Genomic DNA, 14798 nt, shown 5'->3' on the forward strand with positions numbered 1-14798 from the left:
TTTTATTTATTTAATTCTGAGAAATAGCTATAAGTAGCACCTAATAATTTACTAAAACCTTTACTTGCATTCCCTAAATTTACACTAAATCCTACTTTTAAATATGGCAAAGTATAGGAAACTCCAACAACTGCTGAGTTACTCGCATTTAAATTAAAATTGTTTTCTCCAAAATTACTTTTGCCCGTTACAGATAAAATATCAGTTGGACCATAATTCACCCCATTTGAATCATTTTTTAAGTTGGTTTTTACTCCGGAAACCCCAGCTTCAACATTTACATCACCAAAAGATGCAACTATTCCTGCAGTTGCTATCTCAGAAACTGCTTCCTCCCCATTTGATGTCATACTAGCATCCACATTAACAGCTGCTAATTTAACTGCTAATGATGCAGGCCCTAACTGTCCCGATATTTTTGAACCTAGTAAGACCCCAGTTACACTAACCTCATAATCGAAAACGTTTAGTAATAATTCTGAAGCTTCTGCAAAAGACTCTCTTACATTTTGGGATGGATCATATTTCCCGAAAACAGAATTTGTGCAATTTCGACAATTCTCCGTAGTTTTTTGATCTTTTCCCTTTTGATCTCCTCTTCCCCCACCATTCGGAGCGATAGCAGAATTTGCATCTTCAGGGGCAATATATCCATCTACTGTTATACCTCCCATCACCGAATACGCCTCCATCCCATCAGGATCTATAAATCGAAGCGGATTGTTCAGCGCATAGTTATAGGGAGAATGCCTTCTTGCCTTTTCTGCTAAGGGATCAACCACTGCCCATCTCCCGATAGCCGGATCATACATCCTGGCCCCATAGTCGTAATACTGAAGACCATTGTCTTCGATCAGTTCCTTGCCGTTGTAGAGGTACTTATTCTTCTTCACTCCGGCATACTCATACCCGATCCCGGTCAGCTCCAATCCCCAAGGATCGTAATGGGTCTCCTGCACCAAGAGCGATCCCTGACTTAAGACCCGGAAGTTGTCAAACCAGACATCCTGTTCCGTCTCATTGACCACGAAGGTTTCAATATAGCCATTTTTCCTGATCGCCAGTTTCTCCTCCAGCTCCTCATGCTGGTTGGCAGCGTTTCTGGATAGGACCTTCTTGCCGACTTCGTATCGGTTGCTGTCCTGGTCATACAGCGCATAGATCAGGTAGGCTTCCGGCGTCTCCTTCTTCAGCAGATCCTTGGCTACGATATCCACCAGATTCAGTACTGCGATCGGGTTGGCACCACCCGCCATTTTGGTATTCAGCCCCAGTTCGTTCAGCTGGTCGAGCAGGGCGGTCTTTCCTCCCATCGTGGCAAAGCTGGCTTCGTTGACCCTCGCCTTCTTTTTATCCAGAAACTTTCCGTGCACGGACAGCGTCACACTGTCACCTTCGAAGATCTCCTGCGAGGTTCCCGGGCCGACCATCTCTCCCCTGTCGGCATTCAGCCAGGCCACTTCCTGCCCCCCTTGCGTGACGTTGTGTTTGGGTTCCCGCTTCCGTGTCGGTTTGATCTGTGTAAACAGGCTTTCTTCCTCTTCCGCATTGGCCTGCTCCATGGTGGCAATCCGGGCATTGGCGGTGGGGTTTCTGATCACCTGACGGACGTTGCCCAGGTGATCCTTCAGGTAGTACTCGTAAAACAGGCCTCCTACTTCGGACACCACCCGGCCTTCCTCATGGATCAGGTAATCCAGGGCACCGTTTTGGTACACAAATTCCCCGATGTAATCCTGGGTTGTGGTCAATACCCCACTGGTGTTGTACACTTTTTGTCTCAGCTTAACCCCTTCCGCATCGTAGGCAAAGCTAATCTTGGCCCCGGTACTGAAGGTAATTTCAGAAGGGAGGTTCAGGTGGTTGTAGGTAATGTTGCTGATCTGTTTGTCCGCATTGGTTTTCAGATTCCCGTTGACATCGTAGGTATAGGCCGTGGTGCTACGGTCTTTGAAGTCCTTGGAGGTATAGGCCTGCGATGCGTATCCGTCGGTGACCTGCGTCAGCTTGTTGCTGTTGGCAGAATAAGTGTAGATCAATTGATCTACTAGCCCATAAGTGGTTGCAGTTCTTTGGTTATTTCTGTGAAGAGTGTCGATATTTCCGTTGGCATCATATCTGATTTTTGAAAGCGTATACCAATCTGTTTCATTGGGAGCGGAATAATTGGCCGCAATGATCCGGTTGGCTTTGTCATACATATAATTGTAGGTTCTTACCTTCGGGGTCTCTGTGGTCACCGACTTGCCGCTCCAGTCGATCCGTGAGATGTTTCCGTTCCAGTTGTTGAATGTACCCCCTGTTTCGTAGTAGTTGGTCTGTTTGTATCCTTCCGTCAGCCCGCTGCCAAGCGTCTTCAGCCAGCCTCTGATGTTGTAGGTGTAGGTCTGATTCCCGCTCGGAAGCTGCGGAAAGGCCTTGGTGGTTAATTGCCCAAGGTCATTGTAGCTGTTCAGCACGATCGTTTTAGCCGTATGTGCACCGATTTTGTGAGTGACATTGGCCAAGTGTCCTGCCACGTTGTAAGTGTATGTTCTCAATACTTCCTGTCCCACAGCACTTCCGTTGGCTGCAAGCGTCTGAGTCGGCTGGTTCTCGAAGTTGTAGGCGGTGGAAGTTCTCACATAGCCACCGTAGAGCTGCTGGGCAATCGTCTGGATCATCCGCCCCTTGTAGTCATAATAGATGGCGGTGGTGAAAAACTGCCCCGTATCCAAGTTCTTCACTTTCTTTCCAGTTTGGAGGCCGTGAGTTCTGGTACTAGCCTGAGCGTCAAATCCAGAATAGATCCCCGAGGGGGCCAGGTATGAGAACCCAGTCAAAAGCTGATAGCTGTCATAGTAATTCACCGTCAAAATCTCCCCTTCGTCTGTGGGCCAGGCTCCGGCAGACCCCGATGTGGCGGATCCGATTCTGGCGGTAAAGGTCCGATCCCCATTGGCACTGAAAGTAAAACCATTTTGCAGGGTAATGGTTGAAGAGGCGACGTATTCATTATATCCGTCGTATTTGGCAGAAGTAATTGTCGACCCCGTCTTGATATTGGCAGTGTTGGCGTTGACCGCCGCATTGTTGGTCCCTATACCCAGGTTGGTCTGCAATGTTGCGAAGGTAGTGGCATCCACCGTAATCCCTGTCATCAGCACCCTGCCCAGTGCGTCGTATTTAGTATAAAGCCATTTGTTGGAAGCCCGAAGAATACCATCCTGGAAGCCAACCAGACGGTCTTGACTGTCGTACAGCATGTACTCCACCGCTTTTCCAGGCATCCGTTTCTCGACCATCCGACCCCGGCCGTCATAGGTATAGCGGAAATACAATCCATCGGCCAGCGCGACGTCTGTGCTGGTAGTGCTCAACCAGCTAGCCGCTGCGATGGTCTCCACTGCCTTGGGCGGGATCACCACACGCAACCTTCCAAAGGCATCATAGACATAATGTGTGCTTAGCCAGCCTGTATAGTCCACTCCAGGACTGGTGGCAATCTGGACTTTCTTTAGGATAAGCCGCCCCAATTTGTCCTTGTATTCAATTGTTTTTTGCAAGTTTTCATCAACGGTTTCAAATTTCGAAAGTGCGCCAACAGGATAAGTCGTGGAAGTTATGGGCATTCCATTTGAATTCACCGTCCAAAGTCTCACCACGTCCCCAGATCCATTGGTATTTTCGTTGAGCTGGATTTCCTTTCCAATCCAAGGCGTCCCTGGTACACCCTGTTTAGTGATCCTGTTAATTGGAGAAGCCTCATAGGTCTTGTCTGCATATCCGCGGCTGTCTGTATACTGGGCCGTATAAAAGCTACTATGCAGGGTAGTCGCCGTCGAACGGTAAAGCCCCGGACTGGTGCTGCTGTTGGCGAACGGCAAATAATCACGGTAAGGCCGTCCATAGGCATCATACACTACAGGAGTTACCAAATCCAAGCCATTTACGGAAGCCTGGATTGCCACCTGCTGATTCACCCTTCCAAGTCCATCATGGTAGGTTGTCGCTTTATAAGAGGTCGCCTGTGGCGAATTCCTTAATTCGAAATCACCGCTCAGGGGAACCCTTGCATCATATTCCCGGGTCCAATTGCGGTTCTCGGCATAATAATTAACCCTTATGGGAACTTTTGCCGTAAGGCAAGCCGTAGAAGTATGGTAGTAAGCCAAATAATATGTCGCGCTGGCTGATAGTGTAGTGGCGAAAGATTGAGAGGTTCCGACCTGGGTCGTTCCATCTGGACCAAACCAGCGGTAGCCAAAACCCGTAGGAGCCGGATTTGCTATCAATGTTACCAGTTGAATTGTATCAATATTTACAGAAGGAGCGGAGGGAGTGACTGTCACACAGACGGAGGAGGACACCACCTGGGCCTCTGCTCGAAATAAAGCTGCCCAAAGGATTAATAGAAAAGCAATTCTCTTCATATTCCCAATCCTTTGATGTACAACTTATTAAACCCTTTTTTATCACCACCGATAGGTATCCAAATCTGCCCTTTGCCATTGAATTCAACCTGATATTCAATTACCTCATCTTCTGAAATCAAACTGAGAACTCCAGTCTTAGAATCTAGCTTCCACTTTCCCTTGACTTCGTTGTGAGATCCTTCATCCACCCAAGTCATTACAAAGTTTCTTTCATTATCGAGTGCAAACACCCGGGATTCCGTAGCCCTCCAAAAAAACTCCTGTTTTTTTCCGTCCAACTGGTCGACCTGAGCTTTGGTCTCGCTATCCAATTTGCTTTTCTGCTCAGGAAGATCAACTTTCCACACCCCAACCAATTTGATTTCTTCGGCAGACAACGTGTCACGAAGTACCAACTCTTGCTCTTGTGCAAAAAGGCCGTTGAATCCTAACAGCATAAGAATCAAAAGAAATGTCATATTTTTCATACCTTAAAAAGAAAGATGGGTTAGGGTTTGATGTAGGTGTATTCGTAGTGCTTGAGGATATGCCCATCCTCATTTTTAACAGTCTCCAACCGTCCAAATGGATCGTATTGATAGTAGATTCCCAAGTTTTTGGAATCCACCATTGACCACATTCCGATTTGCGGTTTGATCGTATAGGTAGTCATCAGGCTGTTGCTAGGATGAACTCTTAACTCATCGATTATGGTACCCGAACCACTGATTGTCACCGAGGCTGAGCCAGTCACTTCCACCAACCTCCAAGTATCATCAAGGGTACCCGAGTACGCTGTGCCGTTGATTGTCAAGGTTGCTGCCGAGGCTGAGTTTTTTCTTGCCCAAAAACTCAATTTGTAGGTTCCTGTGACGGACTTTGATACCTGACCATTGTTGAGTAGATATACATTGTTTCCGGTTTTCGCCTGGCCGGCCATTACGGGAGACTCAGCCCCAGCATAAGTCCAGCCCCCTTTTTCATTGGTTTCAAATGAAGTAAAGGCTATGTTTCCTACCGAGGAATTCGTAGCTTCTGCTATGAGGTACTTGCCGTCGTATCCGTATATAAATGAACTGGTTGCGCCATTGGTCAGTGCATACTGGATTAAATTCCCTCTTACATCATACCCCTGCATGCTCATTCTGAGCTTATATCTGGTGTCCTTTGACAATGCACTGGTTCCCGAGACGACTAGCGGAGAATAATTGGTTACAGGAGATGCTGTCTCAAAAAAATACACTGAAGATGGTACATAAAGCGATGTTCCTGAAACCAACGAAAACTCTGTGACCTGTCCGGATACCACCTCATTTGCACCGGCGCCCTCCTTGACCCAGGTGTATTGCTCGACCGGACTGGAAATCATATTCTTTAAAAGCATCTGCTTGTATGCATCCGGCAAACCCGTATAGGTTGTTCCGGTCCCTACTATGTCATAGTTATACCTGAAATTTGTCCTAACTGTACCAGGATTTCCTGATGAAATCACCTCCTCAAAAGTGGGCTGTAAATAGGTGGCATGGTATCCCCTGTTTGTGATGTGCTGGACAGAATCAGCACCAAAGAAAGAGGTAACCTTAGTGGAGGTCTCCTGGAACACCCCGACATCCTGATCCATATTTACAATCATATAACGCTGTCCATCATAGCCTGAACAGATCGTAAAAAAATTCTCTGACTCTTGTCCAACGATTACCTGAAATGCCGCCTGCCCCACTTTTGGAGTCTGACTCTTGTACTGGGTATATGTCTTGGAAGTAACTTCCTTAATATTATTCAAATTGTCATACTTGATAACCTTAGTCAGTTTACCACGCTGCCAGCTTTTTCTATTTCTCCAGATTTTGTTGGAATGTGGAACCGCAAATACCCCATCACTAATCAACAGGTTATTGTCAAATTCATACAATGTTTTTCCGTTTCCATTAGTGCTGTTGGCATATTCCATGACGTTGGTATATACTACCGGAGCATCATCAAATCCCGGCCCCACAACCGAATTGGAAACCCATGTACGCACATTGTATTGCCTTTGAGGTATGGGTTGGAAACTACTATAGATATCACGTTTATAAAGCGTGTTCATAAAGTGGAAATTTCTGACATCAAAATTCTTATGTCCGAACCCACTCTCACCCGCACCATATTTGTATAGGGTGGAATAGCTAGTTACTCCATCATTCTTGAGTATTTTCTTTATGCGTAGGCCAGCCCCATATTTGGTCGCCGCACCTTCCAAATATTTATGGGGTTCAAATTGAAACTCCGTATAACCTCCGGTTGGAAATGTTATCTGTTTTAGGAGGCCTTCTTTGTAATAGGTCGTATCTGTGCTCCTGTCAGCCCCACCAATTACCAGGTCGATAGGAGTGTGGAAACTTTGTGCGCGATATTGCACTGTATCCTTTGGAATCAGATTGGTGTTGGTAGTTTTTCCATTATAAAAACCGAACAGATCCCTTCTAAATGATCCCTCCGACTGGTCCCAAGAAAAAGTTGTGGTGTTGTAGGTGAATCCATACTTGTTGATAAGCGTATTTGAACCGTCCCTTACTTCCAATCCATCCAGTTTTAGCCTTGCATCTGAGTTGTTAACTGCAAGTTTGAAATTTCCGCTGTTGAGAAGTGTGAATGACTTTAACAGCACATAGGCGTTGTTTACCTTGGAATACACCTCTATTTTGCTTAGGCGCTTCATACTGCTTCCACCGGGCACATCAGTTCTGTTCGCCCCCATGATGAATTTGACTTTTCCGGTATTGAAAAATATTTCATCTATCCCCATTTGGGTGGAGGAATTTGAAGTAGAAACCAAGGTTTCAACCGGAGAATAGGAGGTGCAAGGCAAAACGACAGATTCTGAGGTAGTACAATTGTCCATCAGTGAGATATTACTTTCTATCTCATTTATGATGAATGAGCCCACGTCCTGATACTTAAAAGTCACATAATCATCGGTGTTCGGTGATTTAATCTCTTGCAAATACCAAGTGACCACTCCTGAAGTTACAGTAGATCCAGAATAGGCACTCATGGATTCTCTTGCCGCGTTTGCTCCTGCCCAATCAGAGCCAAACCGGTACATCAGGCCTTTGGTATCCGTAATGTCGTAGTAGTTGGGATTTCGAGTCACCTGAATCGCACTTTCCGGAAAAAGCAGTGGCGGTAATCCTCCCTGCCTCAAAACAAAGCGACCAGAAGCACCCGGAAAAGAATAAGAGAACAAATCGGGCTCGCGGTCATTGGATCCATTCGCAGTGTGTTCCTTGTAGTAAAAATTGTTACAGTAGTCATAAGTGTCCACAGAATAATTATTTGTCCCGCTCAAAAAACTGTCTTCATCGGGTTTGCCTTGAATAGTCCTGGTGATCTGGCCACCCACCTGGACAGACCAGCCCAATCCAGCCCAGGAAGCTCGGTCTGTATACCTAATACCTCCGGCGTGGTAAGACAACACGATCGGTACGGTAATTCCGCCTGACTGAATTTCAAAAATAGGTATGCTGATATCAGGAATGCCTGTATATAGATTGACATTAAAATCTCCATATTTCTGAATCGCCGCCGCATTTGGAGATTGTTGTGCGGGCTTGGGGACCAATTTCTCGATCTGCGAGGAAACATCCCCCGGTAATTGGCCAAATAGACTAAATGGAGCATTCAAAAAGAAGATCAAAGCTCCCAAAATTTTTAATTTATCCATTTTCACTTGTTTTGAATGGCTTTATGTTCTTCAAACTCCTTTTTCAGCTGGATTATATGCAAGGTCAACTCCTCCACCTTCTCCAACAGCTTTACATTCATCTCCAGCAAATTCACCCCGTTTTCCAGGACTTCTCTTTCAGAAGGAACATTAGGCAGATGGCCATTTTCAAGAATATAGGATTCAAGCGCAGCAAGGGACATCAGATCGTAATCAGGCTTGAAAACATAATCCGCCCATCCCGCGGCAGTGACATTGACTTCTTTGGTTTTGATGGTACCGTTTACTTCGAGTTTCGAAGTGGGGTTTGTCACACCAATACCCACATTACCATTTGGTGTGATTCTCATCCGTTCGACAAAAGTTCCCGACTCATTTGTCACAAACCTCATATTATAACCTTGAGATGACATGAACAAAGCATCTTTGCCGGCGACAAACAACCCTGCAGAATTGGAAAAACCTTCAGCGTTACTTCCGTAGTCTACAAGGTCTACAGTAGTATTTGAAAACTGGAATCTTGAACGTTGGCCTGATGCTGCGTTAAAGTGGAAGGGATGTAACGGATTTACTATCCCGATTCCAACAAACCCACCGTTTGATTGCAGAACCAGACTATTGGTGGAATTCATTCCCAAATAACCTTTACCCCCAGTTGCTCGAAAATGAAAATACTGATCATATACTGCGTCATAGGCATATGCAGTAGAATAGAAGTATCCATCATTCCTGAAAGCCCAAGTCCCTAATACATCTAACTTATATGCTGGTGACGAAGTGCCAATCCCAACATTACCCGAATTGGTATTGTATATGTTTGTTCCATTTTGCCATTGGGCTTGAACATTAAGCGAAAGTGCAAAAGACAGTAGAAAAATTACAAACACTCTTTCCAATGCAATAAAACTTTTACTGTAGGCGGGATTACATTTCATTATTTGACAAGGATAAATGTTGCTATAAAACTGCGAAAGCAACCTAAAGCAAAAGGGCTTTAAAAGTCGATATCGATTGTTACGCCTCAATTCTCAAAAAATAATCTGAACTAAAAAATACCCAGTACTGGGTATTGTAAATGAAAATCATATCGACTACACCAGCTATTTTTTTCTATATAAAACACATTATATTGACTTCGAACTGCCTATTTCAACCTTTAAATAGAATTTTATCATATAAAATGCTGTCTGAAAAACCAGAACAGATAAGTTTCTATAGATGTTAATTTATTCTTTATTTAATTATATTTTTTTCAATTTAAAAGTCAATTATTACACCTTATTTAAGATTTTAAATAAAATTTATTTTTAGTATTTTTTACTAAAAAAGGGTAAAAACAAAATTTTCGTCAAGCATATGAAATAAATAGTGTGATTTCTTTCATCCTTACTCCAAAAAAAGACCCTGCCTGTGTAGGCCGGGTCTTTTCCAATAACAGATAGTCTATAGGTATCCTAACCCCTTCAAATTCTGGGCGTGATCTGGCCTTCTTTTGGGATTGACCCGGAGAATCCTCCCCTCCTGCCTGCTTCTCCCCCTTCTTCAGGTCTTTTTTTTACTTTCATCAGGTTCGGGTTCTATCTCTTTCCCCTGTTTTTGCCCGTTTATCAGCAAGTCAGTGGTTTTGACCGAACTCATGGTCGCATCATAGACATTGATTGACTTGAACACCGCCCTTCCCTCCAACAGATTAAAGGCATCCTTGGCCGTGATCCCCTGGTTTTGGTAGAAGGTATGTTTCTTGGGCTCCAGTTCCGGATTTTAATTCCTGAGCGACGCCTCAAACTTGTTGAAGAAATACCTGTCCGAGATCGCCGATTTTTTGAAATACAGGTCAAAATCCATCTTCTTTCCCTCATGTCCATCGTGGTCCCAAGGGTAAAGTTCTCTTTCCCTGACTTGATTTCCTCTTTTTACCTGGTGTTCACGTTATCCTCAAATCCGCTGTACTTTAGCTTTTCGATCAAAAACTCATAATTCTCCTGATCCATATGCAGTATTTGGTTCAGTGTGAAACATGGGTAAAGGAATGGCTTGGAGTAGTTGTTTGCCCTTTAGGGGAAACTGGAGCTCTCAATCTCTGTTTTTTCAATTGGTGAAAATCATTCGCTTCGGAGATAGCGAAAACCGAAAAGGCCATGAGTAGCGCCTGTTTTTCCGCTTTAGTCAATATGGGCTAGTAGCTGCTGTTTTCCGAAAATGGCCGCACGAACAGCCCCCTCTTTGAGGACTCTTTCTTTGATTTGGCATTGATGCGATTGCTAGTCTGACACTTTTTATCGCTTCCAGTAAGCCAGAACGCCAGTCCCGACGAATGTCGGGAAAATGGAAACAGTCAAGAAATTGGAGATCAGTGTACTGAATAGAAACTATTGATTTGGACATCGAGTGTAATTGAGGGGCGTGAAATCACAACGCTTCTTTCTTTATAATCAAGTGCTTCATAGCTGGATTTTGCATCAATCTTTCCATCTCTGAATTCACGATATCTTTCACCTCCTGCTTGATCTGAAGGTAATTCCGATTGACAATTGAAAGTGAAATACTTCTGATCTGGGGGATTGGCAAGTATCCCTGCTGCTCCTTTTTAAGGCCAGCGTGGTCGTTGATAAACTCTGAATGAAACGCCTTCAACGCCAGTTTACAATCAGGATTGTCGGCGACAAGTCCGACAAACTCACCCGAAGACAAAGAGGAAATTGTCGCTGGAGGCACCGCCGAATCCAGCTGTTTGGACTTGCTGATTGAGGTATCGGAAGTATTAATAGACAAACTTTTTCTATCCTGCATGATCTTACCGATCCGTTCAGATAACTGTTTGGCCGAATCACCGGTCACCTGACCGGCAACGACGTTCCCTACAATTCCCATAATTACTTCGGCAAGCTCCCTCCCATAGTCCTTTCTTAACTGACTCAGGTCCTGAATTCCCAGAGTAGTTGCCACTTGGTTACTTCTTGCCGTTGCAATTAAACTGTCAATTCCATTGAGATAAATGGTAGGGAACTCATCGAAAATCAGACTACTTTTTAACTTACCCTTTTGATTGACCAGCTTTACCAATCTATTGACATACAGGGAAAGTACCGCTCCATAAGTCTGGATTTTCTGGGGATTGTTGCCCATACATACCAGCTTGGGCTCTTCCGGATTGTTGATATCCAAGGTAAAATCATTGCCGGAAAGTACGTAGTACAGCTGGGCTGAAGACAGTCTGGCCATAGAGATTTTCACCGAGGCGATTTGTCCTTCCAGCTGCTCCATCACGTCGTTGAGGTAGGCGTTGACAAATGGATTGATCAGCACCTCGATGTCTTTTTCCGTCCTCAATACAGTGAACAGTTCGTCGTAGTCGAGCTGCATCAACTCGATCACATGGGGCAGCGTACAGTATTCCCCGTTGCTGTATTTTCGCAAAAACCAGATGATGGCGGTGAGAAAATTGATAGGCGATTCGACAAAAAAGTCACCCTGCCGTTTGATCCATTCCCGGTTCAATCCCATCAAGATCGTCCGGGCCGACTCGGCTGCATCGGTAATGTCCAACATGGTTTCCGGCGTCAGTGGATTGCAGCGGTGGCTGCGTTGGAGGTCGTCAAAATTGATCACATAGAACTTCGGTTCCACCGCATATGTCCCCCGGTTTTTCAACCAGGTGTTGTAAACAATCACGGAAAGGTCATCGAATTTGAAGTCGTAGACAAACATGGAAAACCCCTTTCTGATATGCTGGGTAATCACGTGCCTGATGACAAAATAGCTTTTACCAGAGCCCGGAGTACCCAAAACCAGCAGCCCCCGGAAAGGATTGATGATATTGATCCACGCGGATCGAACCTTGCCTTTCAACTTATAAAGAGTCGGGAGGTTGACTGAAAATTCGTTTTCTATTCGCCGCTCTTCCTGCGGGAACGTCTCGTTTTCCGAGTTAAAAACTTCAGTGGTTAAACTGTTTCTTATAATCCTGGAAAACCTTGTTCCACCCGAAAGGATTGCCAGAAAACCCACGGAATTGGCGGCCATGTATCCGATGGAAATCCATTCCTCCGGGCCTTTAAAATGAAACGCCAAATAGCTCCCAAAGTAAAAAACAAGCCCGACGCCGGTCCAGATCCCCGCTGCTTTAAGGTTGGCCTTGTCGTCTTTTCGCCCCTTGGCACCCAGCAGGGAAATAAGAAGCAGACCCAAGGCAACCACCTTGGAAAGGTGGAAAGACTGATACAATCCAGTCTCCCACACGTTATCCAACACCCGGTCTGTCAGGCCAGAAACCAGCCCCCAATTGCTGAAGGAAGCATAGCAATAATAGTAAAAGTGAAGTCCCAAAACCCCAATCCCCATAATCCTGGTCATGTCCAGAATCCTGCGTAATCCCTGTTCGTTTTCTCCGGTCTGCATTTGTTTTTAGCTGATTTGGTTTACTGCTACAGCTTCTTTTTCTTTCGTCTACTACGCTTCTTCCATTCAAAAGGCACATGGGAAAAGCCAGCATCAGGCGTTGCCAGATCCACCAAAAGGGAATATGTTCGGAAGCCAGAAGACTTTTCTATTCCTTCTTTTTGTAAACTGTGAGTATCTGAAGCTTGATTCCCCAGACTTTTTGTCGTCGGATTCATCGAAATTTGCGAGCTGTTTTTCTCATTTCCGCCACCGCCAATTCGTTCCAGCATCCCCTTGGCGCTGTACTTTTTGCCAAGAGCGCTGCCGTTGAATACGCACCTGTTGCGGTGATCTACGTAGGTTAATCCATAGACTCTTCCGTCCGGATTTACCCGCTTTACCACAGCAATTCCCCGCCTTTCCAGGCTTTTTACCACCTCATCCAGACTTGTCGGTTTCGACTTTAAGAAGGTCAAATCCACCGCCGATCGTATCTCCGGAAGGTGAGATTTCCGTTCGATTTCATTAGCACCAAATCGGCTTTCGATGTCGTTTAGCGTCGCCATAAAGTGGAAGCTACTGGCCTTGATGGGAACTCCAACCTTCTCCCCTTTTTCATCCAACACCCGGTAAACCAAGCCCCTGTTTTTGAAGATCCGGGACTCCTCTCCCCCACGATCAGCGGTGATGTTATAGCCCTTCAGCACTGCATTCAACTCAGGCAGGGAAGTATATCTATAGTTCTTGAGCACATGCTGGAGCACGTTTCCGATCGCGCGCTTTGTCTCTGATTTGCCATAGGCTACCCTTGAAATATCCACCGCCTTGGCGAGGTACTCGCCCTTATTTTGCTGCTCAGCGGGCACCAACCCAAATTGATTTTCGATTGCCTTTCGGGTTGGTTCTGACTTGAGTTTGCCGATGTTGTGGAGCGGAATCCGTGTCCCGTCCAACTGGATGTTTGTAGTCACCAAATGGAGATGGGGATGACCGGCATCGGTGTGTTGGTATACCAAATAAGGCTGGTCTCCAAAGCCGATTCCCATCATGTACGATTTGGAAATACGGATCAGACGGTCCTTGTCAAGCACCTCACCTGGAGCAAAATTCAGGGAAATATGTACTGCGTTCACTTTCGCTCTGCCATTCAATTGGGTCAATTTTAGCATGTATTTCAACCTCATTTCGGCAGACTGTTCGGCTGAATTTCCAGGATAGTTTTGGATAGATAGCAACACCGCCGCACCGGTTTCCAGCTTGTTTTCATTGTACTGAAATGGCCTTCGAATAGAGGAACCGGACTTTATGATTGCAACCATTTCTCTGTGATTTTATCCATAAATCCCTGCAACTTTTCCAGTGAATCCCGGATATTTTCACCCAGGTCTTGGGCCTGGATCGAGAGTGTTTTCCCTTCGATTTCAGGCTCCGAATGGAGCTTTTTTACCAGTTGATTGTAGTTGGATGCTAAGCCGTGCAGGTCTCTCCTCAAGGCAAAGAGCTCCCTCAAAAGATCCTCCGTTCCGGTATCCCGATACCTGCCGATGACGGGCTTTTTGAGTAAAATGCGTCTTGCAAAATCACTCAAACTTTGTTGGATTGTTTCTTCGGAGTAGGCTCTGATTTTCACCAATTCCCGATCAGTCAGTCTAATATGAAGCCACTTGTTTCGTTTGTTTTCATCCATCTTTTCCATGCATTTAAGCTTTTGAATAGCATTCCCAAATCAAACCCCACGACTTCGGAGTGAAGGGGATCAAGATCCGGTTGTGATACAACCGTACATCTTGCCGATTTCGGAGGACACAGGAAATCCCTTCAGCCTTAGGAATTTCAGACAGCGGCCTAAAAGACCCTTCGGCAATGTTTCCTCCCCTTCCAAAGCTGGGTGATACAAGTATAAAAAGCACAGAGCACTCCAGCCTATCCTGAGCAATTGTTAAATAGGATCATCTGACTGACTTCCAGTAGATTGAAAACAATTATCAACATCACTTAAACCCCAAAAACAATGGCAACAACATCATTGGAAATCCTCTTTGAAACCCTCTTGGCAGTACCCGGTATGCACGATCCGGTAAAGATCGACCTGAAAATCCCCCGCAAAACAATCCTTCTCCTCACCGAGGTCATCGCCCGGGGAATGAACCAAAAAACAGACCTGGAAAATGGCATTATCCGGATCTCCAAAGAGTCGGCAGCGGAACTGCAAACCATCATCGACGATTGTCTGGAAAAATCGGGACTGACCTGCCTAAATGCGAAACTCAGGGAAATCAACCTCCAAAGCTGAAATCATGGGACCGGAAAAAAACGAA

8 protein-coding genes are annotated in these 14798 nt (G+C 45.3%); 1 reads left to right on the forward strand and 7 read right to left on the reverse strand.

Annotated features, from left to right (window positions below; translation table 11 throughout):
• Positions 1-2: 2 nt before the first annotated feature.
• The 7 genes from B0E43_RS08000 to B0E43_RS08035 all read right to left on the reverse strand — a co-directional run bounded on the left by B0E43_RS08000 (position 3) and on the right by B0E43_RS08035 (position 14176).
• On the reverse strand, positions 3-4412 hold the full coding sequence (locus tag B0E43_RS08000; RefSeq protein ID WP_077348429.1) for a DUF6443 domain-containing protein: 4410 nt from the start codon (positions 4410-4412) through the stop codon (positions 3-5).
• Complete coding sequence (locus B0E43_RS08005) at positions 4409-4873, reverse strand: hypothetical protein (RefSeq protein WP_139352701.1); 465 nt, start codon at positions 4871-4873, stop codon at positions 4409-4411. Before B0E43_RS08005 ends, B0E43_RS08000 begins: the two co-directional genes overlap by 4 nt.
• 29 nt (positions 4874-4902) lie before the next feature.
• Positions 4903-8100: a hypothetical protein gene (locus tag B0E43_RS08010; RefSeq protein ID WP_077348431.1), complete on the reverse strand. Its 3198-nt coding sequence runs from the start codon at positions 8098-8100 to the stop codon at positions 4903-4905.
• Between the two features lie 2 nt (positions 8101-8102).
• Positions 8103-9035 carry a hypothetical protein gene (locus tag B0E43_RS08015; RefSeq protein ID WP_077348432.1) on the reverse strand — a complete coding sequence of 311 codons (933 nt, stop codon included), beginning with the start codon at positions 9033-9035 and terminating at the stop codon, positions 8103-8105.
• 1474 nt (positions 9036-10509) lie between these two features.
• Complete coding sequence (mobC, locus tag B0E43_RS08025; RefSeq protein ID WP_077348434.1) at positions 10510-12498, reverse strand: conjugal transfer protein MobC; 1989 nt, start codon at positions 12496-12498, stop codon at positions 10510-10512.
• A gap of 26 nt (positions 12499-12524) precedes the next feature.
• Positions 12525-13799 carry a relaxase/mobilization nuclease domain-containing protein gene (locus tag B0E43_RS08030; RefSeq protein ID WP_077348435.1) on the reverse strand — a complete coding sequence of 425 codons (1275 nt, stop codon included), beginning with the start codon at positions 13797-13799 and terminating at the stop codon, positions 12525-12527.
• Positions 13784-14176, reverse strand: coding sequence for a hypothetical protein (locus B0E43_RS08035; protein ID WP_077348436.1), 393 nt, complete (start codon positions 14174-14176; stop codon positions 13784-13786). The genes B0E43_RS08030 and B0E43_RS08035 overlap by 16 nt, the downstream gene beginning before the upstream one ends.
• 315 nt (positions 14177-14491) lie before the next feature.
• Between B0E43_RS08035 and B0E43_RS08040 the strand changes: the two genes are divergently transcribed.
• Positions 14492-14773 carry a hypothetical protein gene (locus B0E43_RS08040; protein WP_077348437.1) on the forward strand — a complete coding sequence of 94 codons (282 nt, stop codon included), beginning with the start codon at positions 14492-14494 and terminating at the stop codon, positions 14771-14773.
• Positions 14774-14798 lie beyond the last annotated feature (25 nt).

Origin of the sequence: Algoriphagus sp. A40 (assembly GCF_002002735.1) — a bacterium.
In the GTDB taxonomy this organism is placed as follows: domain Bacteria; phylum Bacteroidota; class Bacteroidia; order Cytophagales; family Cyclobacteriaceae; genus Algoriphagus.